Origin of the sequence: Accumulibacter sp. (assembly GCF_029255145.1) — a bacterium.
Taxonomy (GTDB): Bacteria; Pseudomonadota; Gammaproteobacteria; order Burkholderiales; family Rhodocyclaceae; genus Accumulibacter.
This window is the reverse complement of the sequence record NZ_JAPUVQ010000111.1, coordinates 1-22,233: the sequence shown is the minus strand read 5'-3', so window position 1 is coordinate 22,233 and position 22,233 is coordinate 1. Positions and strand designations below refer to the sequence as shown.

General features: G+C 64.7%; 22 protein-coding genes. 13 read left to right on the top strand and 9 right to left on the bottom strand.

All coding sequences use genetic code 11. The features are described 5' to 3' along the window. Positions 1-2 precede the first annotated feature (2 nt). Genes Q1L50_RS11840 through Q1L50_RS11805 form a run of 8 tightly spaced genes read left to right on the top strand, consistent with a single transcriptional unit; the run spans position 3 to position 6,938 of the window. A complete protein-coding gene (locus tag Q1L50_RS11840) occupies positions 3-1,343 on the top strand; it encodes an FAD-dependent oxidoreductase (protein ID WP_300338971.1) in 1,341 nt (446 codons plus the stop codon). Further along, positions 1,340-2,122 carry a DUF1365 domain-containing protein gene (locus Q1L50_RS11835; protein WP_300338968.1) on the top strand — a complete coding sequence of 261 codons (783 nt, stop codon included), beginning with the start codon at positions 1,340-1,342 and terminating at the stop codon, positions 2,120-2,122. The genes Q1L50_RS11840 and Q1L50_RS11835 overlap by 4 nt, the downstream gene beginning before the upstream one ends. Continuing rightward, positions 2,119-3,357 carry a cyclopropane-fatty-acyl-phospholipid synthase family protein gene (locus tag Q1L50_RS11830; protein WP_300338965.1) on the top strand — a complete coding sequence of 413 codons (1,239 nt, stop codon included), beginning with the start codon at positions 2,119-2,121 and terminating at the stop codon, positions 3,355-3,357. Before Q1L50_RS11835 ends, Q1L50_RS11830 begins: the two co-directional genes overlap by 4 nt. Next, positions 3,354-3,878 (top strand): chalcone isomerase family protein, encoded by a 525-nt coding sequence (locus Q1L50_RS11825; RefSeq protein ID WP_300338962.1) that lies wholly within the window; start codon positions 3,354-3,356, stop codon positions 3,876-3,878. The genes Q1L50_RS11830 and Q1L50_RS11825 overlap by 4 nt, the downstream gene beginning before the upstream one ends. A gap of 2 nt (positions 3,879-3,880) precedes the next feature. Continuing rightward, positions 3,881-5,170: an MFS transporter gene (locus Q1L50_RS11820; protein WP_300338959.1), complete on the top strand. Its 1,290-nt coding sequence runs from the start codon at positions 3,881-3,883 to the stop codon at positions 5,168-5,170. Next, positions 5,167-5,709 carry a DUF3833 domain-containing protein gene (locus Q1L50_RS11815; RefSeq protein ID WP_300338956.1) on the top strand — a complete coding sequence of 181 codons (543 nt, stop codon included), beginning with the start codon at positions 5,167-5,169 and terminating at the stop codon, positions 5,707-5,709. The genes Q1L50_RS11820 and Q1L50_RS11815 overlap by 4 nt, the downstream gene beginning before the upstream one ends. 12 nt (positions 5,710-5,721) lie before the next feature. Next, the gene (locus tag Q1L50_RS11810) at positions 5,722-6,489 is read left to right on the top strand and encodes an SDR family NAD(P)-dependent oxidoreductase (RefSeq protein ID WP_300338953.1); all 768 of its coding nucleotides are present in this window, start codon (positions 5,722-5,724) and stop codon (positions 6,487-6,489) included. An 11-nt stretch (positions 6,490-6,500) separates the two neighbouring features. Continuing rightward, entirely contained in the window at positions 6,501-6,938 is a 438-nt protein-coding gene (locus Q1L50_RS11805) for a nuclear transport factor 2 family protein (RefSeq protein WP_300338951.1), read from the top strand. Between the two features lie 166 nt (positions 6,939-7,104). Here the strand turns inward: Q1L50_RS11805 and Q1L50_RS11800 are convergent, their stop codons facing one another. After that, positions 7,105-7,656: a hypothetical protein gene (locus Q1L50_RS11800; RefSeq protein ID WP_300338948.1), complete on the bottom strand. Its 552-nt coding sequence runs from the start codon at positions 7,654-7,656 to the stop codon at positions 7,105-7,107. A 147-nt stretch (positions 7,657-7,803) separates the two neighbouring features. Here Q1L50_RS11800 and Q1L50_RS11795 point away from each other — a divergent pair, with 147 nt between their 5' ends. After that, positions 7,804-9,990, top strand: a complete 2,187-nt coding sequence (locus Q1L50_RS11795) for an acyltransferase family protein (RefSeq protein WP_300338945.1) — start codon at positions 7,804-7,806, stop codon at positions 9,988-9,990. Positions 9,991-10,059: 69 nt separating this feature from the next. Here the strand turns inward: Q1L50_RS11795 and Q1L50_RS11790 are convergent, their stop codons facing one another. The 8 genes from Q1L50_RS11790 to Q1L50_RS11755 form a co-directional block, all read right to left on the bottom strand. Continuing rightward, positions 10,060-10,440, bottom strand: a complete 381-nt coding sequence (locus Q1L50_RS11790; protein WP_300339103.1) for a c-type cytochrome — start codon at positions 10,438-10,440, stop codon at positions 10,060-10,062. A gap of 221 nt (positions 10,441-10,661) precedes the next feature. Next, positions 10,662-11,036, bottom strand: coding sequence for a hypothetical protein (locus tag Q1L50_RS11785; protein WP_300338943.1), 375 nt, complete (start codon positions 11,034-11,036; stop codon positions 10,662-10,664). Between the two features lie 94 nt (positions 11,037-11,130). Next, entirely contained in the window at positions 11,131-11,580 is a 450-nt protein-coding gene (locus Q1L50_RS11780; protein ID WP_300338940.1) for a hypothetical protein, read from the bottom strand. Between the two features lie 28 nt (positions 11,581-11,608). Next, complete coding sequence (locus Q1L50_RS11775) at positions 11,609-14,713, bottom strand: efflux RND transporter permease subunit (protein WP_300338937.1); 3,105 nt, start codon at positions 14,711-14,713, stop codon at positions 11,609-11,611. A gap of 1 nt (position 14,714) precedes the next feature. Then, the gene (locus Q1L50_RS11770; RefSeq protein WP_300338934.1) at positions 14,715-15,890 is read right to left on the bottom strand and encodes an HlyD family efflux transporter periplasmic adaptor subunit; all 1,176 of its coding nucleotides are present in this window, start codon (positions 15,888-15,890) and stop codon (positions 14,715-14,717) included. Beyond that, entirely contained in the window at positions 15,887-16,405 is a 519-nt protein-coding gene (locus Q1L50_RS11765) for an LPXTG cell wall anchor domain-containing protein (protein ID WP_300338931.1), read from the bottom strand. Before Q1L50_RS11765 ends, Q1L50_RS11770 begins: the two co-directional genes overlap by 4 nt. Continuing rightward, positions 16,402-17,652 (bottom strand): TolC family protein, encoded by a 1,251-nt coding sequence (locus tag Q1L50_RS11760; protein ID WP_300338928.1) that lies wholly within the window; start codon positions 17,650-17,652, stop codon positions 16,402-16,404. Before Q1L50_RS11760 ends, Q1L50_RS11765 begins: the two co-directional genes overlap by 4 nt. Before the next feature lie 15 nt (positions 17,653-17,667). Further along, entirely contained in the window at positions 17,668-18,102 is a 435-nt protein-coding gene (locus Q1L50_RS11755) for a DUF411 domain-containing protein (RefSeq protein ID WP_300338925.1), read from the bottom strand. Positions 18,103-18,267: 165 nt separating this feature from the next. Between Q1L50_RS11755 and Q1L50_RS11750 the strand changes: the two genes are divergently transcribed. The 4 genes from Q1L50_RS11750 to Q1L50_RS11735 all read left to right on the top strand — a co-directional run bounded on the left by Q1L50_RS11750 (position 18,268) and on the right by Q1L50_RS11735 (position 21,656). Next, positions 18,268-18,948: a heavy metal response regulator transcription factor gene (locus Q1L50_RS11750; protein WP_300338923.1), complete on the top strand. Its 681-nt coding sequence runs from the start codon at positions 18,268-18,270 to the stop codon at positions 18,946-18,948. A gap of 55 nt (positions 18,949-19,003) precedes the next feature. Then, a complete protein-coding gene (locus Q1L50_RS11745) occupies positions 19,004-20,044 on the top strand; it encodes a DMT family transporter (protein ID WP_300338921.1) in 1,041 nt (346 codons plus the stop codon). Positions 20,045-20,308: 264 nt separating this feature from the next. Then, entirely contained in the window at positions 20,309-20,512 is a 204-nt protein-coding gene (locus Q1L50_RS11740; RefSeq protein WP_300338918.1) for a hypothetical protein, read from the top strand. A 172-nt stretch (positions 20,513-20,684) separates the two neighbouring features. Further along, positions 20,685-21,656, top strand: coding sequence for a zinc transporter ZntB (locus Q1L50_RS11735; RefSeq protein WP_300338916.1), 972 nt, complete (start codon positions 20,685-20,687; stop codon positions 21,654-21,656). Positions 21,657-22,233: the final 577 nt, after the last annotated feature.

Here is a 22,233-nt window from a genome sequence, read left to right as displayed (position 1 = left end):
ACATGCGTGGCGGACAACGTATCGCCGTGGTCGGCGCCGGGATTTCGGGTTTGGCCAGTGCCTGGCTGCTGTCGCAGAAACACCGGGTGACGCTGTACGAGGCGGCTGCGACTCTCGGCGGTCACACCAACACGGTCGATGTGACGCTGGAGGGCGTGCGCTACCCGGTCGATACCGGATTCCTGGTGTTCAACACCCAGACCTACCCGAATCTGACGGCGATGTTTGCCCACCTGGGCGTCGCCAGCGTCGGGAGCGAAATGTCCTTTTCGGTCAGTCTCGACGAACCGAGGCTGGAATGGTCGGGCAGCAGCCTGGCGACTGTTTTCGGGCAGAAGAGGAATCTGCTGCGGCCGGACTTCTGGCGGATGCTGTCCGATATCGTGCGCTTCAACCGCGAGAGTGTCGCCTGGCTGGAGAGCAATCCCGGCGACTGCGAAGAGCGTTTGAGCCTGCGTGAATTCCTGGCCATCGGCGGCTACTCGCGCCCCTTTGCCGACTGGTACCTGCTGCCGATGGCTGCGGCGATCTGGTCGTGCCCGGCAGCGGCAATGCTCGACTACCCGCTGGCCAGTTTCGTTCGCTTCTGCCGCAATCACGGCTTGCTGCAGGTCTTCGACCGTCCGCTCTGGCGAACAGTCAGCGGCGGCGGGCGGGAATATGTCAGAAAGCTCGCGGCCTGCCTAGACGATGTCCGCCTGGCGACGCCGGTGCGTGCAGTCGGTCACCGCGCCGGCGATCTGCGCTTGCATACCGATCAGGGGGTTGAGCACTACGACCAGATCGTCCTCGCCTGTCACAGCGACCAGGCGCTGGCGATCATGGGAGACACGGCGACGCGGGCCGAGCGCCAATTGCTGGGCGCCATCCGCTATGCGCCCAACCGGGCCGTCCTGCATACCGACGCCGATCTGCTGCCGCGTTCGCCGGCGCTGTGGTCAGCGTGGAATTATCTGTCGAGCGGCGGCGAGGGCGAGCGGTGTCCGGTCAGCGTCTCGTACCTGATCAACCGCCTGCAGCCGCTACCGTTCAAGACCCCACTGATGCTCTCCCTGAACCCCCAGCGCGAGCCACTGGTCGATCGGGTGATCGGCGAATTCGAATACCAACACCCCATCTTCGACGCGTCGGCGATCGCCGCGCAGCGGCAGTTGCCGGCCATCTCCGGGGCGCGTGGGGTATGGTTCTGCGGCGCCTGGAATGGCTACGGTTTCCACGAGGACGGCCTCAAGTCGGCGCTGCAAGTAGCTAACGCGATGGGCTGCCACGCGCCCTGGCAGGGTGTCGATGGGGCTGCCCGGGAACGGCCGGCAGCAACGCGAACCGCGGAACTCGCTGCATGAACGCGGCGCCGGCTCGCCTCTTCTTCGGCCAGGTCATGCACCGTCGGGTGCGGCCGGTGGCCAATCGCTTCGTCTACCCGGTCTGCTTCTGCGTGCTGCCGCTCGCGCGCGTCGAACAATCGAGCAGCGCGCTGTTCGCTGTCAATCGCTGGAATCTCTTCAGTTTCCATTTTGCCGACCACGGCGCGCGCGACGGATCGCATCCGCTGCCCTGGATCCAGGGGCTGCTGCAGCGAGAAGGGATCGGCGCCGATGGCGAGATTTGGCTGCAGTGCTTTCCGCGCCTGCTCGGTTTCGTCTTCAACCCGATCAGCCTGTGGTTCTGCCACGACCGCGACGGGCAGTTGCTTGCCGTTCTGGCCGAAGTCAACAACACCTTCGGCGAGCGTCACAACTACCTGCTGGCGAATACCGACGGTCGACCGATCCGCGACGGCGAGACCCTCGAGCAGCGCAAGGTTTTCCATGTGTCGCCGTTCATGGATGTCGCCGGCCACTACCGCTTCCGCTTCCACTGGCGTTGCGGATCAGACGGCATCGCCACCTGGCGTCTCGCGCGAATCGATCACGGCGACGAGGGAGGGGACCTGTTGCACACCGCGATTTCCGGCCAGGCCGAAACGCTGACCAGCGGCCCCCTGATCAAGGCCTTCTTGCGCTTCCCGCTGCTGACTCTTGGCGTCGTCTGGCGCATTCACTGGCAGGCGCTGAGGCTGTGGGTCAAGCGCGTCCCGTTGTTCCGCAAACCAGAACCGCCACTTGAGGAGACCAGCCGATGATCGGCATCCAAAACATTCTCACCTTCCCTACGGCCGCTGCTGTCAGGCAGGCGCCGCGCAGCGCGCGGGCGGTGCTCGCGCTGCTCGAAGGGATCGAACACGGTAGCCTCGAAGTCCGGCTGCCCGACGGCGACCGGCTGCGCTTTGGTCAGCACGACAACGGCAACAGCAGCACGCTGCTCGAGATCGGCAGTTGGTCGGTCTTCGATTGGGTGCTCGAGCGCGGCGACGTCGGTCTCGCCGAGGCGTGGATCGACGGTCACTGGCACAGTCCGGACCTCACGGCTCTGCTCACCCTGTTCGCCGACAATCGGCAGTCGATGTCGCGAGCGCTCTATGGACACTGGTGGGGACTGCTGAGTGCGCTCCTGCGGCACTTGCTGAACGCCAACACGCGCTCCGGTTCGCGGCGAAACATCATGGCGCACTACGATCTGGGCAACGACTTCTACCGCCTGTGGCTGGACCCGACGATGAGCTACTCGAGCGCCCTCTACTCCAGCGACGCGCCACGGTCGATGGCCGCTGCGCAACTCGCCAAGTACCGGCGAATCATCCAGCGGCTTGACGCCAGCCCCGGCCAGCGCGTGCTGGAAATCGGCTGTGGCTGGGGCGCCTTTGCCGAAACCGCGGCGCGCGAGGCTGGCCTGCAGGTCGTCGGCCTGACGCTGTCGCCGGCGCAGTTCGAGTATGCCCGTCAGCGCATGCGTCTTGCCGGCGTCACGCAGCAGGTGAAGATCGAGTTGCGCGACTACCGCGATCTGGTCGGTGAGCAGTTCGATCACATTGTCTCGATCGAGATGTTCGAAGCCGTCGGCGAACGTTGGTGGCCGACCTACTTTGCGACCCTGCAGTGCCTGCTGGCGCCAGGCGGCCGGGCGATGGTGCAGAGCATCACCATCGCTGACAGGCTGTTCGCGCGCTACCGGCGTGGCACCGATTTCATTCAACAGCATGTCTTCCCCGGCGGCATGTTGCCGAGCCGGGCGGTGTTTGGCGAGCGCGCGGCCCGCGCCGGGCTGGTGGTGCGCGACGCCTTTGCCTTCGGACGCGACTACTCGCGGACCCTGGCCGAATGGTCGGCAAACTTCGAGCGGCACTGGCCGGCCATCGAAGCACAAGGTTTTGACGAACGCTTCCGTCGTCTCTGGCGCTTCTACCTGGCGTACTGTCAGGCGGGCTTCAACAGCGGCGCGACTGACGTCGTGCAGTTCGAGCTGGCGCACGCCCGATGAGGAAGCTGTTCGCCGCGTTCTTGCTCGCCGGCAGCACGCTGGTCCACGCTCTGCCCGATGCGCTGCACGAAACCGGCACTGCCTGGCGGCAGTGGGGCAGCGGTGAAATGACCTGGCTGGGCTTCGCGCTTTATCGCGCCACGCTGTGGGTCGCCGGGCCGCCGACTGCCAATCCGGCAGCGGATGTGCCAACCGCGCTGCAACTGGAGTATCGCCGCGATATCCCGCGCGACCGGCTGATCCAGACCACGCTAGACGAACTGCGCCGACTCGGCGCCGGCGAGGCGCAGTTGCAGCGCTGGCAGGCTGAGTTGCAGCGGGTCTTCCCGGATGTGAGGGAGGGTGAGACCATTGTCGGCGTCCATTACCCGGGGCGAGGGGCGGCCTTCTTCTACCGTGGTGTGCCCACTGGCGAAATCAGCGACGCCGAATTTGCCCGCCTGTTCTTCGCCATCTGGCTCGATCCGCGCAGCCGCAGCCCGGCTCTGCGCGCCGCTCTCCTCAAGCCACCGGGGCTCTGAGCGTGTCATCCTCCAGAATCGCGCAGGCGGTCGCCATCCCGCGCCGGCAGCTCTTTGCGTACGGCGCGCTCGGTCTGCCGCTGGCGATGGCCGCCCTGCCGGTGTACGTGCACGTGCCCCGGCTCTACGCCGAAGCCGCCGACATGCGCCTGAGCCTGCTGGGCGCGCTGCTGCTGGCGGCGCGCTTGCTCGATGCCGCTATCGACCCCCTGCTTGGCGGCTGGAGTGACCGCGCAGCAAGCCGGCAGCGACTGATCCTGCTGGCTCTGCCGTGCCTGGCGCTGGGCATGCTCGCCCTGCTGCAGCCGCCAGCCAGCGGTGCGCCATGGTGGCTGTTGGCGTCGATGCTGCTGACCTACTTCGGCTTCTCGCTTGTCAGCGTCGCTTATCAGGCGTGGGGCGCCGAACTCGGCCGTGATGCCGGCGAGCGAACGCGGCTGACGGCCAGTCGCGAGGGCTTCGGCCTGCTCGGCGTGGTGCTGGCGGCGACGCTTCCCGGTCTGCTCTCGCCCGATCTGGCGAGCGGGCTGTCCGGGGTCGCACAGCTTTTCCCGCTGCTGCTTTTTGCGCTGGCCGCGTGGACGCTGGCGGGTTCGCCGCCGTCGGCGGCACGGACGCCGGCCAGCGGCAGTCTCTTCGGCGATCTGCGCGGTGTCCTCGAAGATCGCGCCTTTCGCCGACTGCTGGCGGTTTTTGTCGTCAATGGTATTGCCGCGGCCCTGCCGGCGACGCTGGTGCTGTTCTACGTCGCCGACGTTCTCCAGGCCGAAGCCTGGAGTGGCGCCTTTCTGGCGCTGTACTTCGTCAGCGGCGTTGCATTCCTGCCGCTGTGGGTGATCCTCGCTCGGCGCGTCGGTCGCGTACCGGGCTGGATCGCTTCGATGCTGGTCGCGGTCGTCTCTTTCGCCTGGGCCTGGGGCCTGGGTGCCGGCGACGTCTGGCCTTTCGCCGTCGTTTGCCTGCTTTCGGGTGCGGCGCTGGGTGCCGACCTGACCTTGCCGGCGGCACTTGTCGCCGACCTCGCGGAGCACCGCGGCGGCGTCGCTCGGGCGGTTGGCAAATCGGCACGGGCTGGCGCCTACTTCGGCTGGTGGAATCTGGTCGCCAAACTCAACCTGGCGCTGGCTGCCGGCCTGTCGCTGCCGCTGCTCGATCTGGTCGGCTACCAGCCGGGAGTTGTCGGGACCAGCGGCGGCCTCGCCGCCATCTATTGTTTGCTGCCATTGCTCTTCAAGACGACCGCGGCAGTGCTGGCCTGGCGTTGGCGCAAAGTTCTGGAGGTGGTTTCATGAAAAATCTGTGGCTGGCGTGTTTCGCTTGCGGAATAATCGGGCTGGGCGGCTGTTCCAGCGTACCGGTCGAGCGCTATCATGCCGAACAGCCGGTGCTCGATCTGGCGACGTACTTCAATGGCACGATCGACGGCTGGGGAATGTTCCAGGATCGGTCGGGCGCGGTGATCAAACGTTTTCACGTGGTCATCGACGCCAGTTGGCAGAAGCGCGACGGGGTCGATGTCGGCACGCTCGACGAGCACTTCTGGTGGTCGGACGGGACGACCTCGCGCCGGGTATGGACCATCACCCGGGTCGATGCAGCACGCTACGTGGGCCTCGCCGATGACGTGGTCGGCGTTGCCCAGGGCGAGGCCGCGGGCAACGCCCTGCGTTGGCGCTACGTGCTGGCCTTGCCGGTCGATGGCCGGGTGTGGAACGTCGACTTCGACGACTGGATGTTCCTGATCGACGACAAGGTGATGCTCAACCGCTCGCAGATGCGCAAGTTCGGCTTCGCTCTCGGCGAAGTGACTCTGAGTTTCAGCAAGCGTTGAGGTGGTCAATCGATGAACGACCGAATTGAAGACTGGTCAGGCAAGCGCGTCTGGCTGCTTGGCGCGTCGAGTGGGATTGGCGCGGCGCTCGGTACCCTGCTGCTGGCACGCGGCGCCCGCGTCGCTTTCTCGGCGCGCAACGCGGCCCGCCTCGCTGAACTGGCGGGGGACGCCGAACGCGCCCTGGTTCTGCCCTGTGATGCGGCCGACGAAGCGAGTCTGCACGCCGCGTGGGAGGGCTTGCTGGCCGCGTGGGGCGGCATCGATGTCGCGCTGTATGTCGCCGGCGACTATCTGCCGATGCGTGCCTGGCAGCTTGACGCCGCGCGAGCGCGGCAGATGATCGCCGTCAACTTCGGTGGTGCGGTGTCCTTCGCCGCCTGCGTCGTACCGCAACTGCTGCGGCAGGGCAGCGGCCAGATTGGTTTCGTCGCCAGCGTCGCCGGCTATCGAGGGCTGCCCAAGTCGTTGATCTACGGTCCGACCAAGGCCGCGCTGATCAATTTCGCCGAGGCGCTTTATCTCGACCTGGAGCCGAAAGGGATCGGTGTGCGGGTGATCAACCCCGGCTTCGTCGCCACGCCGCTCACCGCAAAAAACGACTTCGCCATGCCGGCGCTGCTGACGCCCGAACAGGCGGCGCAGCAGACGATCGCCGGCTTCGCCAGCGGTGCTTTCGAGATCCACTATCCGAAGCGGTTCACCCTGGTGCTCAAAGTGCTCGCGCATCTTCCGTACCGCGTCTACTTCCCGCTGATCCGCCGTTTCGCCGGACGATGATGGTGACCGCCATGAACCATGCCGGCAGGGTCGACGCGCTGGTCGACCTCTACGAAGGCCTCAGCCCGGCGGACGTCGGACGGTTCCGCGAGTTCTACGCCGACGACGTCTTCTTCAAGGATCCGTTCAACGAGGTACGTGGCGTCGCCCGCGTACAGCGTATCTTCAGCCATCTGTTCAGCCAGCTTGACGATCCGCGCTTCGTGGTCTTCGATCGGATCGTCAGCGAGAACGGCGCGTTGCTGGTCTGGGAGATGCGTTTCCGGCAAAAAAACTCGAACCGGCAGGGCCCGGTGCAGATCATTCGCGGGGCCTCACATCTCAAGTTCGACGTCGACGGCCAGGTCATCTGGCATCGAGACTACTGGGACGCAGCCGAAGAACTCTACGCCAAGCTTCCGGGAATCGGCTGGCTGATTCGCCTGCTCAAGCGGAAGTTTGCCGCCTGACTGACCTTCCTGGCACGCTTCCCGGTCGCAGCGCGGTGGCGGTCTGACCGGCCCCAGTCGACGCCGCACTGCCACGCCGCCTAGAATGACGCCTCGCCCTGTAGCCGGATGACGATACGGTCTTGACCCGGTGGCCATCGGCCGTCGCGAGCCAGGGAATGCTTCTCTACGTGTCGAACTTCAGGCCCGCGAGCTGCCAAGCGTCGTTGAAGCCTTCGCCGACACCCCAGCCGATCGCTCGGCCGGTAACCCGGATCTCGTGCAACTCGTTGAGATAGGGCTCTCGCTGGCTTTCGGGCAGGGTCATGACCACCTTCAGCGCCTGCTCGAAGATTCGTATCAGGCTATCGAAGTAGCCCTCGTCGTCCACGCCGACTTCGGTGGCGAAGCCCATCGCGTGGCGGCAGTAGAAGATCATCAGATCGGCCAGCCCCTCGGGATCGCCAACCTCCTTCTGGTAATCGGCGATGGGCTTCCTGGCGTTGGCGACCGAATAGTTCTGGTTCTTGAACACGTCCGGCCACAGCCAGCGATCGATGATCGTTTTGTAGGGCTTCAGGGCGTCGCCACCGAGCCCGAAGCGGGTGTTCAGGAAGACCTGATTGTCCTTGCTCGCGGCGTACATATCCTGCACCAGTCCGAGCAGGTCGGCACGATCGAAATCCTTGAGGGTGAACTTGACGTCAGTCCATGTGGGTGTTTTCTTCCGGGTCATCATTTCGGTTTGCTCCTCTTGATGGCAGAGGGACGTGCCTTGCGGCGCAGGCGTTCGTCCGGCCAGACAGGCAGCGCCTCACCTCATCTTAGCCGTTTTTCCCGGTGGCACCAGCTTGCACCGCAAACGTCGAAAAGTGTCGCCAAAGCCATGGGTGTTAACGGCATGACCCTCCGCCGGTCGTGGAAGGTGGGCCGCTCGCCGGGTGCTCGGGAAGCGAATCAAGCAGTCCCGAGTAAAATACGTGGCCTGGTGGCAGGTGCTTTCCCGTCGGTTGCGCGCCGGCAAGAATTCGGGAAAACCAGGCAATCCCGGCAGTCGTCATTGCATTTTCTTCGAGAATGGACGTTTGTGGCACGCACCCTGACTGAACACAGTGAAAACTTCAGACCCGACTTGCAGGGACTGCGGGCAGTCGCCATCGTGCTGGTGATACTCGCGCACGCGGGCCTCAAGGTCGCGCCAGGTGGCTTTGTCGGCGTGGACGTCTTCTTTGTGCTCTCCGGGTACTTGATTACCGGGCTTCTATTCCGCGAACTCGCCCAAGACGGTCGGATCGTCCTTACGTCGTTCTACGCGCGACGGCTGAAACGACTGCTGCCGGCGATGATATGCATGCTGGTCGCCACCTCCGGCGTGGCGTTCTGGCTGTTGTCCGGGGTAGAGGCTCGCGCGCAATTGGCATCGGCGCCGTTTGCAGCCACATGGACCAGCAATCTCTATTTTTCCTTCATAACGCTCGACTATTTCGACGAACTGGCGACTCGCGATCTATTTCTGCACACCTGGTCGTTGGGCGTTGAGGAGCAGTTTTATCTCATCTGGCCAGTGCTCCTGCTGATCCTGTTCCGGATTGGCAAATTGCTGCCGACCAGTCAGGATAACGGGCGTCGACTCTTGGTTTTCGGTCTCGGAACGGCATGCGTCGCCAGTCTGGCGCTCTCGCTCTACTGGACGGACAACCGACCGCAAGCAGCGTTTTACATGATGCCGTCGCGAATCTGGCAGCTTTCGCTTGGCGCCCTGGTCTGCCTCACGTTCCAGACGGGTTCATCCGGCTGGACGAGCAGGTGCTTGAGCAGGTTTCCTCGGCATTTCTTGCTCGGTAGCGGCTTGTTGATGATCCTTGGCAGCGCCGCCGGGCTCAGCCCGGACCTTGCCTATCCGGGATTCTGGGCGTTGCTGCCGTCGTTTGGTGCGGCGCTGGTCATCGTCGCCGGTCATGCTCTGCCCAAGGGGCACGAGGGCTTGCTCGCCCGGCCCATTCTGGTCTGGCTGGGTGATCGATCGTATTCCTTGTACCTGTGGCATTGGCCAGTTTTCGTTCTTGGTTTTTCCCTCGGATTGCAGGGTCAGCTGGTTCCGACCTTGGGCCTGATACTCGTGTCGCTGGTGGCAGCGATCCTGAGCTTCCGATGGATAGAGCTTCCCTTCTGGAAAGGCCGCTGGAGTCATGCGGGGACTCTCGGGATCCTGTTGCCTGGTCTGCTGGTGATGGCCACTGTGGTCATTGCCCTGGATCAGGGATTGCGCCAGCTGCCCCAGGCAGATGCTGCCAGCGAGATCAGCAACAAATGGCGAACCGACTCGCCGGTGATCTATGGCATGTCGTGTGATGCCTGGTATGCCAACGCCCACGTCGAACCCTGCGTTCTCGGGTCTAAGACGGCCACGAAGACTGTCGTTCTCCTTGGTGATAGCATCGGGACGCAATGGTTCTCGATTTTGCCGGAGATCTTCCCGGAGCCAGCCTGGCGAATTGTCGTGTTGACAAAATCATCGTGCGCAATGGTTGACGAAGATTATTACTATCAGCCGCTTGGCAAGACCTACCAGGTATGTACCGACTGGCGTAATGCCGTCCTCGATGAACTTGACCGAATCCTGCCCGAGGTGCTCATCATGGGCAGTACCATGGATTATCGATTCACCGAAACCCAGTGGGTAGAAGGCAGTTCGAGAATTTTCGATCGAGTGAGCAAGGCGGCAAGAACGGTCTTCGTCATTCCCGGAACACCGGGTCTCGGATTTGATGGCCCTGGTTGCCTCGCTCGACATCTTTCGCCAGACGGTCGCATCGACCGCGGCCCTTGCCTGGCCCGACATCGGCTACAGCACATCGCGTCGATTACCGGTTCTCTCGGCTTGGCGGCCGGTCGGTTTGCGAATGTGCACCTGCTGGACTTGAACGATCTGGTCTGTCCTGGCGGCATCTGCAGCGCGGTCAGCGACCAGGGTGTGGTCGTCTTTCGCGACAGTCATCATCTCACCGACTCGTTCGTCAGGGCTCAGATTCCCTTCGTTCGCGAGCGATTGAAGCGATTTGCCGTTCCATGAGACGCGCCGGTTTCCGCTTTCCGGACCAGCCTCGAGGGTAGCGGAACGCCTACTTGGCGCCGCCCGGCGCTATTGAATGCCTGCCTTGCGCGGCTCAAGTCGGACGTAAGCGGTGATTTGTGCGACTTCGTCCGGGGTCAGACCAGAAACCGGCGCCATGTCGCCGAACTGCCAGTGGTGCGCGCGCGAGCCGTTCCTCACCGCCAACTGGAAAGCCGCGTCGCCGTGATGCGAGGGCTCGTAGATCGTGCTCAGCATCGGCGGCCCCTGGTCGCTGCCTTGCAACCTGGCGCCGTGGCAGGACGCGCAGCTCTTCTCGAACAGGGCCTTGCCCGCCGCAGGGTTGGGCATCAGCCCCGGGCTGGGCTTGGGCACCTGCATGCCTTGCGCTGCCACGGGCAAGCTGATCGCCGCCGTGATCACCAGCAGCGCGATCAGGCATGGCTGCAGGCGGATGTGGCGATGGTTTGCGGCGATCGCCAGAGATCGATTGAAAGTCTTGTTCACGTACTCTTCTCTCCGTACTCGTGATCGCCGACGGCCCCCGGCGGCGGGGCCGAGCAGTACGAACGCGGCGTCGACCTGGCGTGCGCCTCGGCGTTGGCGGCCCGCCACGCGCGAAAGCCGGCAAGGAGTCGCTTCAGCCAGGGAATCATCTGTCCCGCCGTGCTCTACTTCGCCTGGCTGCCGTGCATTCCGGGCATCATCGGCATTCCGGGCTGGCCCATCCTGCCCTGCCCGCCAGCCATCGGACAGCCAGCGCCCATGTCTTTCATCATCGTCTGCATGTCTTCCATTTGCGCCGCCATCATCGGCATGCGTGCTTCGCCTTCAGTCTGCTGCATGGCTTTCATGCGTGCCTGCATGGTCTGCAGCCGCGCTTGCATCTGGTCGTGCATTGGACCTGCAGGAGCCATTGCCGCGGCTTGCGTCTTGCTGGCGGCAGCGGCGTTGGCGCCTCCCGGTTCCGCAGCAAGCAGGGCGACCGGTACGGCCAGCGAGGCGGTCAGGGCAAGCATCAACAGTTTTCCGGAGTACGTTTTCATGGTCTTTCCTTGTCGAAGGGGTGTCGTGGGCACTACACCGGCCAGCATCGACCGTCGACACCGACGGCGAGCTGACCCGGCGGTGACATTCCTGTCATCTGCGCTCTTGCTGGCTCACCGCCAGCGGCGTAAAGCGTGCCTGCTCGGCCGCTTTGCCCGCCAGGGTGACGGTCACCACCACCTTCATGTCGGATGTCGACGCGTATTTGGCGAAGCCCTTCAAGCGGTTGTCGCCGTCGGGAGCCAGCGTCGAGGTGGCCTTGACCTTGCCCGCCAGGAGTGTTGCCGTAGCGCTGGCGCCGGCAGTCGGGACCCTGGCGCCGGCGTGGTCGGTGACATGCACGACGATCGGGTTTTCCCGCACTTCCTTGCTGTCGCTGATCACTACCAGTTCGAAGTGATAAGGCCCGGCCATCCGGAGTTGGCCGCCATTGGGCGCCTTCTGGGTGTCCAGCACCTCGTCGCTGTGCGCGAGCAAGGTCGGGCTGTTCAGTAGAAAAGCAGCGCTCGCGAGGGCGAGAATAAGAGTCTTGATCTGCGGCATGTGACACTCCTTGTTGGTCGAAACAGGTTCAGAAACTTTCGCTTTCGTGCGCGGCGAGCAGGCGCTCCAGCGCCGGCTGGCCCCACAGCCAGAACATCAGCGGCGTCAGCAGGCTATCGAGCAGCGTTGAGCTGATCAGCCCGCCGAAGATCACCACCGCCACCGGGTGCAGCACTTCCTTGCCCGGCGCGTCGGTCGAGAGGAGCAGCGGCAGCAGCGCGAAAGCCGCGACCAGCGCGGTCATCAGCACCGGCGTCAGACGTTCCAGCGAGCCGCGAACGATCATGTGCTGGCCGAATTGCTCGCCCTCGAAGGCGCACAGGTTGATGTAGTGGCTGATCTTGAGGATGCCGTTGCGGGTAGCGATACCGGTCAGGGTGATGAAGCCGACCAGTGCCGCGACCGACAGCGGTTGCCCGGAAATCCACAGCGCGACGACGCTGCCGACCAGCGCCAGCGGGATGTTGCCCATGATGATCAGGGTCAGCGCGGTCGAACGGTAGCGGCTGTAGAGCACCATAAAGATCATCGTCAGCGAAATCGTGGCGAGCAGGCTGATCAGCCGCGCGGCCTGCTCCTGCGCCTGGAACTGGCCTTCGAGCGCGGTGAAATAGCCGTCGGGCAGCGGTCTGGCGGCGAGTTCGCTGCGGATGTCGGCGATCACCTGCGACATGTCGCGGCCGTCGGTATTCGCCGAGAGGACGATCCGGCGCCGTGAATTCTCGCGGCTGACCTGGTTCGGACCATCGCCCTCCTCGACGGCGGCGACTTTCGAAAGCGGCACATGGCCGGTCGGTGTCTCGATCAGCAGATCGGCCAGCGCCTGCGCGCCGCGCGCGCTTTCCGGCAGGCGTACCAGCAGGTCGAAGCGGCGGTTGCCCTCGACGATCTCGGTGATCCTTTCGCCCTCGATCATTTGTTCGAGGCCGCGCAGCAGATTGCCCGGCGCGACGCTGTAGCGCGCCGCCTGCTCGTAGTCGAGGCGGATTTTCACTTGCGGGATCAGCACCTGTTTCTCGATCTGCAGGTCGGTCACCCCGGCAATCTGCGCCAGCCGCCCGCGCAGCTCGGCGGCCAGGCCGCGCAGGGTGTCGAGGTCGTCGCCGTAGATCTTCAGCGCGATCTGCGCGCGCACCCCCGAGAGCAGGTGATCGAGCCGGTGCGAGATCGGCTGCCCGACGTTGGACGCCGCCGGCAGCGTGCCGAGACGTTGCCGGATGTCGGCGATGATTTCGGCCCGGCTGCGACCGGAAGCCTTGAGGTCGACGTCCATCTCGGTGTAGTGCACGCCCTCGGCGTGTTCGTCGAGTTCGGCGCGCCCGGTACGCCGGCCAACCTTGGTCACCTCGGGAACGTCGGCGACCAGCTGCTCGGCGAGCGTGCCGATGCGGTTCGATTCGCTCAGCGAGGTGCCCGGGTTGAGCAGCACATTGACGGTCAGCGTGCCCTCGTTGAAGGGCGGCAGGAAGGAACGCGGAAAGAACGGCACGCTCGCCGCGACGACCAGGACCAGCAGCAGCGCGCCGACCAGCAGGCCGTGGGCACGCGCGAAGGACCAGTGCAGCAGACGCGCGTCGGCGCGCTTGAGCCAGATCACCAGCGGACTGTCGCCGGCGTGCAGTTGCTTCATCCGCGGCAGCAGGTAGTAGGCCATCACCGGCGTCAGCGTCACCGAGACGATCATGCTGGCCAGGATCGAGACGATGTAGGCGACGCCGAGCGGCGTGAACAAGCGTCCCTCGATGCCGGGCAGGACGAACAGCGGCACGAACACCAGGACGATGATCGCCGTCGCGTAGACGATCGCCGAACGGACTTCCAGAGTGGCTGCGGCGATCACCTCGATCACCGGGCGCGGCGTACTGGCCGCGCGGTTGAGCTTGAGGCGGCGCAGGACGTTCTCGACGCCGACCACCGCGTCGTCGACCAGCTCGCCGATGGCAATCGCCAGGCCGCCGAGGGTCATGGTGTTGATCGACAGGCCGAAGTAGCGGAAGACCAGTGCTGTCGCCAATAGCGATACCGGAATGGCCATCAGCGAAATGATCGTCGTGCGGACGTTGAGCAGGAACAGGAAGAGGATCACCGCGACCAGGATCGCGCCATCGCGCAGGGCCTCCTCGACGTTGTTCACCGAATGCTCGATGAAATCGGCCTGCTTGAACAGGAATGACGGCGCCTCGATACCCTCGGGCAGGCTCCTGGCGAGTTCGTCGATCGCCTTCTCGACTTCGCGGGTGAGCGCCACGCTGTCGGCGGCCGGCTGCTTCTGCACCGACAGGATCACCGCCGGCTTGCCCTGGAAGCTGCCGTCACCGCGTTTGATCGCCGGCGCCAGTTTGACGTCGGCCAGCTGCTTGAGGACGATCGGCTGGCCGTTCCGGATCGTCACCACCAGGTTCTGCAAGTCCTCGATGCGCGAGCTGCGGCCGATCTGGCGGATCAGGTATTCGCGGCCCTGCACTTCGAGGAAGCCGCCGCTGGTATTGGCGCCAAAATCACGCAGCGCGGCTTCCAGCTTCTCGCGCTCGACGCCCAGCGCCTGCAGCTGTGCCGGACGCAGCTCGACCCGGTACTGGCGCACTTCACCGCCGATCGGGATCACCTGCGCGACGCCCGGGATGGTCAGCAGCCGTGGTCGCATCACCCAGTCGGCGTACTCGCGGACGGTCATCGGACTGACCCTGGCGGGGTCGGCGGGGATCGCGATCAGCAGGATCTCGCCCATGATCGACGAGATCGGCCCGAGCTGCGGGACGATTCCCGGCGGCAACTGATCGCGTACCAGATTCAGGCGCTCGGCGATCTGCTGCCGGTTGCGGTAGATGTCCGAACCCCACTCGAACTCGACATAAATGATCGACAGGCCGATTCCCGAGACCGAGCGCACGCGCGTCACCCCCGGCATGCCGTTCATCCCGGATTCGACCGGGAAGGTGACCAGCTGCTCGACTTCCTCGGGCGCCATGCCGCCAGCTTCGGTCATCAGCGTCACCGTCGGCTTGTTGAGGTCGGGGAAAACATCGACCGGCATCTGTCGCAGCGTGATCGCGCCGTAGATGATCAGCAGCAGCGAGACGCCGAGGACGATCAGCCGCTGCCTGAGGCTGGCGCGGATGATGAAATCGAACATGTCAGCGCACCTGCGACAGCAGGCCGGCGCCCTCGGTGACCACGCGGTCGCCCTCGTGCAGGCCATCGACGATCGCGACGTTGTTTGCGTCCAGCGATTGCGGGCGGACGCGGCGGGCTACGAAGCGCTCGGCTTCGGTATGCACCCAGACCGCCGTCTCGCCATTGCCGATCCGGGTCAGTGCCGAACGCGGCACCGCCGCGCCCCTGATTTCGTGCGCCGTGCGAACGATCACTTTGACCGGTTGACCCACCGCCACCATCGAGTTTGGCGTGACGATGCGAAACAACAGCGGCAACGCCTGGTCGCGCAGTTGCCGGCCGCCGCCGACGAACCGCAGCTCAAGCGCTCCCTGCTCGGACAGCGCGCTGGCCGAAACCAGCGTCGCGCCGATGCCCGCCTGGTAGGCCAGCGCCTCGACCGCCAGGCGTGACGGATCAATGATCTCGAAGAGGACTTCCTTGGCGTCGACGACCTGGCCGGCGATCAGGCGGCTGGCGCTGATCACGCCCGCGGCCGGGGCGCGCAGGGGCTCGGCGCGGTCGATGCTGGCGCTGGTCGCGGCCAGGCGCTTGCGCAGTGCGCCGCGCTCGATGCGTGCCGCTTCGATTTCCTTTTGCGGTACCGCTCCTTCAAGCTCCTCCAGCCGCCGCACGCGCGCATCGGCGATTGCCAGTTGGCCGGCCAGTTCGGCCTGCTGGGCTTTCTGGTTGCCGCGCTCGATGGCGCTGCTGACCGGCCGCAGGTAAGCCAGCACCTCGCCCCTGGTGACCTGTCGGCCGGGGACCGGCATCCCCTTGGGGCCGGGTTCGACGCTGCCGGCGAAGGTCGCCTGCACGCGGCCGCCGGTCTCGGGGTCGGCGACGATCTGGCCGTTCAGTTCGACCGTCGCGGCGAGCGCCCCGATCCGCACCGGCTGGGTGCGCAGGCCGATCTGCCGCTGCAGCCGCTTCGGAACGAACAGGCTGCCGTCGGGCAGGCGCTGAGGCGCCGCGGCGTGACGGATGCTCGCCGTGGCGCCGTCTCGTGGCGCGCTGAGCGGCGCCGGGTTGGCCGCTTTGCTGTCCTGGCTGTGATCCTCGTCGCCATGCGCCAGCGCCGTACTGGCCAGGCAAGCCAGGGTGACTGCAGCAAAGATGCTGCCAAAGTTCATGGTGTCGTGCCTTTCCGGGATCATCTGCGTTGCCGGCGGCGCCGGAGCAGGAGCAAGGCGGCGCCGGCAAGCAGCAGCACGGCGGCCAGCGCCCATACCGTCCACTCGCTTCGGTCATGGCTGTGTGGCGTAGCGCTTGCCGGCTGCGAGGTGTCGAGTTCAACGGACAGCAGATCGGCGCTGTCGCTGGTCTCGATGCTGATGGTCAGCGGATGCCTGGCCGCCGGAAGGTCGGCGGCGAGCTCGATGACGTAGGTGCCGGGCGACGTTTCGCTGGCCAGGCCCTGTGCGCCGGCCAGCTCACCCTCGACCTCGACCTTGGCATCCGCGACCGGCTGGTTGCTGGTGAAGCGATCGACATGGACCAGCAGTTGCCTGCCTTCGAGGGTGGCGACGATTTCGAACTCGTCGGTGGCGGCGCTGGCCCTTGGTGCGACGTTCTGGCTGAGCGCCGGTGGCGGCGCACCGTGGTCTTCGCCGCCGTGGCCAAAGGCCGAAAATGCCACCGCCAGCAGTGCAGTGGCCAGAAGCTGTCTCACGGCAGCACTCCCAGGGTCTGGTTCAGGCGCGAAATGGCCGCCGCGCGGGCGATCCGCTGACGGTCGAGGAAAGCGTCGGCGTCGTAAGCGGCGGCGCGGATGCGCAGCAGCGTCGCCAGGTCGGATTCGCCGAGGGAAAAGCTCTTTTCGGCCAGACGCAGGCTGTCGGCGCTCAGTGTTTGGCGCTGCTCGGCGAGCGCGTACTGGCGCTCGGCGGCCTGCAGGGCTTGTCGGGAGCGCGCGACGTCGAGCTCGACGCGCATTTCGACGCGCTGCATTTCAGCGTCGCTGTGGTCGGCGTCGGCCTGCGCCGCCGAGCTTTCGCGGCGCACCAGAGCACCCGAGGAAAAGGGAATTTTCAGTCGGATGCCGACGCTGTCCGAGTACGACTCGCTGAAGTCGCTGCGTTCGCGAAGTGCCAGCAAGCTCAGTTCCGGCGCGGCGCGGCGCGACTCCTCGGCGACCTTTACCTTGGCGCGGGCGCTGCGCGAGGCGGCTGCGGCGGCGGTCAGTTGCGGGTGCGTCGTCGGCAGCAACCGACTTGCGCTACCACCGTCCGGCGTCACCGGCCGTTCGGCACTGATTGACGACGGCGCGGGAGCACCGGTGAGTGCGCGAAAGACGTGCTCGGCCTGCAGCAGCGCGCCGTCGGCGTCGATCCACTCGGCTTCGGCGGCCTGCACCTCCATTTGAGCGAGGTTGCCGTCGATGCGTGACAGGTCGCCGGCCCGGTAGCGGCGCTGAACTTCCTCTGCCAAGGCGCGCGCGGTCTTCAGGCGACGCGCTGCCAGGCTGGTGGTGTTGCGTGCCGCGGCCAGCATCCACCACGCCTCGCGCAGCTCACCGGCGACTTCCAGGCGCAGGGCGGCGCGCCGGGCCTCCACTTCATCGAAGCGGCTCTCGGCCTCGGCCGCGCGCGCGGCTTTCTGTCCCGGCAGCCACAGGTAGGCGTTCAGCTCGACGGCGACCTCGCGTTTGCCGCGATTGCTGTTGAGCTGGTCGTTAAGTGTGCCAACACTGATCGACCCCGGCTCCGGCGTCAGCCCCGAGGCGAGTTCCCGGGCGGCGCGTGCTTCTGCCTCGCGGGCGTCCAGCGCTTTCGCCTGGGGATTCCGCAGCCACGCCTGTTCGAGCCAGAACGTCAGGCTTGCTTCCGGCGCGGCCGGAGGAGCCGCCAGTCCGGGCAGGCTCAGCAGCACGCCGGCGAAGCCAGCGGCCAGCCGCTGTCGCCAGCGCAAGGTCGTCATGCCGACCTCTGCGGTTCAGTGGCTGGCGAAGACGCGCGTCGAACCATTGCGGTCGACCAGCAGGGTGTCGTAAGGAACTGGCCTGGCGCTTTCCATCCCCGGCGAACCGGCTGGCATCGAGGGCACCGCGAGTCCCAGGGCTTTCGGTTTCTCCTTGAGCAGGCGCTGGATGTCGGCGGCCGGGACGTGGCCTTCGATGAGGTAACCGCCGACCTTGGCGGTGTGACACGAGCCGACGCTGTCCGGCATGCCCAGTTTCTTGCGGTTGGCCGGCACATTGTCGATGTTGTGCGTGCTTACTTCGAAGCCATTCGCCTTGAGGTGGTCGACCCAGCCGCCACAGCAACTGCAGCTGGCGCTCTTGAAGACCTCGACGCGCGGGGCGCTCTCGGCGAAGGCGCTGGTGGCAGAAAACAGGGCGACGGCAAACAGGACGCGAAGGGGTTTCATGGCAGGATCTCGTTCAGTATGCAGGAGGGAGCTGTGCATTCTGCAAACCGTGTCCGCACGGCACGCTGACGGCGAGATTACATTTCCGTAACCTTTGTCGCGTGACATTTCCTCGGGCGCACAATCGTCCGATCGGAAGCAGTATCGGGATCAACGGAGGAGGTCATGAAAATTCTGCTCGTCGAAGATGAGCCCAAGACCGGCGACTACCTCAAGCAGGGTTTGAGCGAAGCAGGCTTCATCGTCGATCTGGCACGCGATGGCGCTGACGGCCTGCACCTGGGCCAAACCGGTACCTACGACCTGGCCATCCTCGACGTCATGCTGCCGACCCTGGATGGCTGGCAGCTGCTGGCAGGCATACGCCGTGCGGGATGCGAAACGCCGGTGCTGTTCCTGACCGCCCGCGATCGGGTCGAAGACCGCGTGAAAGGTCTCGAACTCGGCGCCGACGACTATCTGGTAAAGCCCTTTGCCTTCGCCGAGCTGCTGGCCCGGGTGCGAACCCTGCTGCGCCGGGGAACCCGCAGCAAAGAGCCGGAGCGCATGGTGGCCGCCGACCTGGAACTCGACCTGTTGCGCCGCCGGGTCAGCCGCGGAGGTCGGCGCATCGACCTCACGGCAAAGGAATTCGCGCTGCTGGAACTGCTGCTGCGACGCCGTGGCGAGGTCCTGGCCCGGTCGCTGATCGCTTCGCAGGTCTGGGACATGAATTTCGACAGCGACACCAACGTCATCGACGTCGCGGTACGCCGACTGCGCGCCAAAATCGACGATGACTTCGAGCCGAAGCTGATCCGCACCGTCCGTGGCATGGGTTACGTGCTGGAGGTCGACGCCGGGTGAGTGGTGCTCGGCAGCATCGTCGCCTCGACTCTTGCCGACATAGCGGCCTGTTCCGATGAATGCCAATGTTCTCTACGCCTTGCTGGCCGCCGTCCTGTTCGGAGCCAGTACGCCAGTCGCCAAACTCCTGGTCGGCGACGTGCCGCCGATCCTGCTCGCCGGTCTGCTCTATCTCGGCAGCGGCGTCGGCCTAAGCGTTGCCCGCGTGATTCGGGATCGAGGCTGGCAGGCTTCGGGTCTGGCGCCTTGCGAGTGGCCGTGCTTGCTCGGGGCGATGTGCTTCGGCGGCGTGCTGGGGCCGGTAGCCCTGCTTTACGGCCTTGAGCACAGCAGCGCGGCGGCGGCATCGCTGCTGCTGAACCTGGAAGCAGTGCTCACCGCCGTGCTCGCCTGGGTGGTCTTCAAGGAGAACGCCGACCGGCGGATTGTCCTTGGCATGCTGGCCATCGTCGCTGGCGGTGTGCTGCTGTCCTGGCCTGCGGGCGAGGCTAGCCAGGCGACCTGGGTCGGTCCGCTGGCGATCGGTGCAGCGTGTCTGTGCTGGGCCATCGACAATAACCTGACGCGCCGGGTGTCCGCCTCCGATGCCTTGTTCATCGCCGGCAGCAAGGGACTCGTTGCTGGCGGCGTAAACACTATTCTCGCGCTCGTTCTGGGCATGACCCTGCCTGGCGCGTGGACGCTGCTGCAAGCCATGAGCCTCGGCCTGCTCGGCTATGGCGTCAGCCTGGTGATGTTCGTCCTGGCCTTGCGTGGCCTCGGTGCGGCCCGCACCGGCGCTTATTTCTCGACCGCACCGTTCATCGGAGCCGCCGTTGCGCTGCTTCTTCTCGGCGAGTCGACGTCGCCCGCGTTCTGGGCCGCCGCCGCATTGATGGGCCTGGGGGTCTATCTGCATCTGACCGAGCAGCATGGTCATCACCATCTTCATCACGAGTTGCAGCATGCGCACCGCCACCGCCACGACGCACACCACCAGCACGAACATGCTGCGGGCGGCGAGGGAGACGCGTCGCACAGTCATCCGCATCGGCATTTGCCGATGTCGCACAGCCATCGGCACTTCCCGGACATTCACCATCGGCACGAGCACTGAGGGGCAACGTTGGCTGCACCTCTCTTGGGATGACTGTATCGCCGTGTGTTTCGACGTTCCAGGCGAGACGGCCTCGGGCACGTTCCAAGTAGGCTGAAGGCGTTCGCCTGTTCGCTCGCGGGCTTCGCTCGGGAGCGAGTCTGGCGTTGGCAATGCGGGTCATTGGGAACGTAGTCCTGCCGCGCCTTGCGAAACTTCCTTGTGGTTTTCCAATCTACCCAGCCTGCGAGGCAGGCAACTCACTGTTGATCGGAAGGATTGGCCATGAAGTCCAGGTTTGCCATCGCCCTGCCAGCGGCGGTATTCTGTGTTACGGTTCTTGCCGCACCGGCGCCGTGGTTCATGTGGCGGAGCAAGCTGGACGGCAAGGCCTTCTGCGCGCAAACGCTCCCGGGTGATGGCTGGGAGAAAGCAGGCGGGCCGTATCAGGATGCACGTTGCCAGAGGCCAGGAATTCCGGGCCGCTAAGCCGGGAAATCATCGGCCCGGACGCGCCGGACGATCGTGCTGGCAGCGCTGCAGGGCATCAGGCCACCCGAAACGTGGACAGCATTTCCGGTCGTCGACCATCGGGAATCGGGCGAGCGAGTGTGTCCTTCGCGTCGCTGCAAGCGATCACGGAAAGGATTGAGCTGCGATCATGAGCACAGAGAACGGCCTGGTTTTTGCCTACATTCTGAAGGGTCGGTGCGGACAGGCCATCGGCTGGGAACAAATCAAGATCTGGGAACCAGAGCAAGGAATCTTGTGGGTTCATCTGGATTATGCAGACGAAGGCGCCAGGAAATGGCTGGTCGAAGAGAGTGGTATCGATGACGTCTCATGCGCCGCGTTGATGGCCGAAGAAACGCGACCGAGGGTCCTGGCGTGCGCTGACTCCCTGCTGCTGATCCTGCGTGGCATCAATTTCAATCCCGGAGCCGACCTGGAGGACATGGTGGCGATTCGCATGTGGTTCGACGAATATCGCATCATCAGCATGCGGCATCGTCGAGTAATGGCCATGGACGATATCAGCAGGAGTATCGCCGCAGGCAAAGGGCCGCTTTCCAGCAGTGATTTTCTGGTCATGGCCGCCAGCAAACTGACCGACCGCATGGGCGACGTCGTCAGTGACATCGACGATGGCGTGGACGAACTCGAGGATATGGTTCTGACCGAAGAGAGCTACGAACTGCGCGCCAGGCTTGCCGACTTGCGCCGACAGACGATCAGCATGCGGCGCTATATCTCACCGCAACGCGACGTGCTGGCGCGCTTGCAGAACGAACGAGTGGCGTGGCTGACTGAACTCGATCGGGTGCGCATCCGGGAAATCGGCGAACGCACGGCGCGTTTTGTCGATGACCTGGACTCGGCACGCGATCGCGCCGCGATTACTCAGGAGGAACTCAACAGTCATCTGTCGGAGCAAATGAACAAGACCATGTACGTGCTGTCGATCGTCGCTGCGATCTTCCTTCCGCTGGGTCTGATCACCGGCTTGTTGGGAATCAATGTCGGCGGTATCCCCGGAACCGAAAGTCAATTGGGCTTCACCTTCGTCAGCATCATTCTTGTCGTCTTTGCGCTGGTTCAGTATGTGCTGTTCAAACGGAAGAAGTGGATTTGAGCGGTGCCTGGCTCGATTCGGGCCCGCCACACCGTCCTGATCACCGTAGCGACGCTGCGGGGAGTGGCCAAGCATTCGGTTAGTCGATCGAGAGTGTTCTCCGGCCAGAATGACGGTCATGGTCTTCGTCATTGCGGCGACGCCGTCTTCGGTTAGAACGCGCGGCCATTGCTGGCGCGTCTGACGCCCTGGTCCTTGCCTCAATCTGCACGGCGCCCGTTGGTGACTGGGCGCGAAACGTCGTCTTGGCGAGACAAGCCGATGTTTTCATTAATCCTGCGCGGCGATTTACGATCCCCAGCGTTCTTCGTAAGAAAAGGAAAGCTCTTGCTGCCGGATTTCTTGGGACGTCCTGGCGGGTTTTTGGAGCTTCTTGGTGTTTGCGGAAGTGGCTGAGCACGGTCATCAATCGTGATGGAAAAACGAGCGATTTTGGTCAAGCAGGTTGATGCTCTTTCCAATAACCAGTTGATTATTCAGATGTTCACGATAGGTGATGGACTGCTCAAAGTGCCATCACGACGTGACCAAGATTTGGTCATCAAGAATGATGTGTTGCAGGCAGCTGAAATCGTTT

Coding starts and splice junctions, on each gene's coding strand:
- Q1L50_RS11840 (WP_300338971.1), top strand. CDS start 3: ATGCGTGGCGGACAACGTATCGCCGTGGTCGGCGCCGGGATTTCGGGT.
- Q1L50_RS11835 (WP_300338968.1), top strand. CDS start 1,340: ATGAACGCGGCGCCGGCTCGCCTCTTCTTCGGCCAGGTCATGCACCGT.
- Q1L50_RS11830 (WP_300338965.1), top strand. CDS start 2,119: ATGATCGGCATCCAAAACATTCTCACCTTCCCTACGGCCGCTGCTGTC.
- Q1L50_RS11825 (WP_300338962.1), top strand. CDS start 3,354: ATGAGGAAGCTGTTCGCCGCGTTCTTGCTCGCCGGCAGCACGCTGGTC.
- Q1L50_RS11815 (WP_300338956.1), top strand. CDS start 5,167: ATGAAAAATCTGTGGCTGGCGTGTTTCGCTTGCGGAATAATCGGGCTG.
- Q1L50_RS11810 (WP_300338953.1), top strand. CDS start 5,722: ATGAACGACCGAATTGAAGACTGGTCAGGCAAGCGCGTCTGGCTGCTT.
- Q1L50_RS11805 (WP_300338951.1), top strand. CDS start 6,501: ATGAACCATGCCGGCAGGGTCGACGCGCTGGTCGACCTCTACGAAGGC.
- Q1L50_RS11800 (WP_300338948.1), bottom strand. CDS start 7,656: ATGATGACCCGGAAGAAAACACCCACATGGACTGACGTCAAGTTCACC.
- Q1L50_RS11795 (WP_300338945.1), top strand. CDS start 7,804: ATGGGTGTTAACGGCATGACCCTCCGCCGGTCGTGGAAGGTGGGCCGC.
- Q1L50_RS11785 (WP_300338943.1), bottom strand. CDS start 11,036: ATGAAAACGTACTCCGGAAAACTGTTGATGCTTGCCCTGACCGCCTCG.
- Q1L50_RS11780 (WP_300338940.1), bottom strand. CDS start 11,580: ATGCCGCAGATCAAGACTCTTATTCTCGCCCTCGCGAGCGCTGCTTTT.
- Q1L50_RS11775 (WP_300338937.1), bottom strand. CDS start 14,713: ATGTTCGATTTCATCATCCGCGCCAGCCTCAGGCAGCGGCTGATCGTC.
- Q1L50_RS11770 (WP_300338934.1), bottom strand. CDS start 15,890: ATGATCCCGGAAAGGCACGACACCATGAACTTTGGCAGCATCTTTGCT.
- Q1L50_RS11760 (WP_300338928.1), bottom strand. CDS start 17,652: ATGACGACCTTGCGCTGGCGACAGCGGCTGGCCGCTGGCTTCGCCGGC.
- Q1L50_RS11755 (WP_300338925.1), bottom strand. CDS start 18,102: ATGAAACCCCTTCGCGTCCTGTTTGCCGTCGCCCTGTTTTCTGCCACC.
- Q1L50_RS11750 (WP_300338923.1), top strand. CDS start 18,268: ATGAAAATTCTGCTCGTCGAAGATGAGCCCAAGACCGGCGACTACCTC.
- Q1L50_RS11745 (WP_300338921.1), top strand. CDS start 19,004: ATGAATGCCAATGTTCTCTACGCCTTGCTGGCCGCCGTCCTGTTCGGA.
- Q1L50_RS11740 (WP_300338918.1), top strand. CDS start 20,309: ATGAAGTCCAGGTTTGCCATCGCCCTGCCAGCGGCGGTATTCTGTGTT.
- Q1L50_RS11735 (WP_300338916.1), top strand. CDS start 20,685: ATGAGCACAGAGAACGGCCTGGTTTTTGCCTACATTCTGAAGGGTCGG.